Origin of the sequence: Mesorhizobium sp. M2E.F.Ca.ET.209.01.1.1, from assembly GCF_004010375.2 — a bacterium.
Lineage (GTDB): Bacteria > Pseudomonadota > Alphaproteobacteria > Rhizobiales > Rhizobiaceae > Mesorhizobium.
The window spans coordinates 1-287 of sequence record NZ_SADP02001234.1; the positions used below are offsets into that span (position 1 = coordinate 1).

The window sequence follows — 287 nt, forward strand, 5'->3', positions numbered from 1 at the left end:
GGCTTCGGATTCGTGGCCTTCGCATGATTGGGACAGGGCGTGACCGACGACGTGACGAACCAGCCGCCGCCGCTGACGGGCGGCAACGCCTGGCGGGGCGATCCGTTGCTGATCCAGCTTGCCGAGCGCTTTTCCGAACCGGTGCGCAAGGATCTCGACGGGCTCGGCCGTTTCGTGCTGACGCAGGAAGCGCAGGAACTGGCCCGCCTCGCCAATGTCGAGACGCCGAAGCTCCGGACGCATGACCGCCAGGGCCGGCGCATCGATCAGGTCGAGTTCCACCCCGC

General features: G+C 67.9%; 1 pseudogene. It reads left to right on the forward strand.

Annotated features, from left to right (window positions below):
* Positions 1 to 39: 39 nt before the first annotated feature.
* Positions 40 to 287, forward strand: a pseudogene (locus EN852_RS39875) (DNA alkylation response protein); the annotation flags it as partial.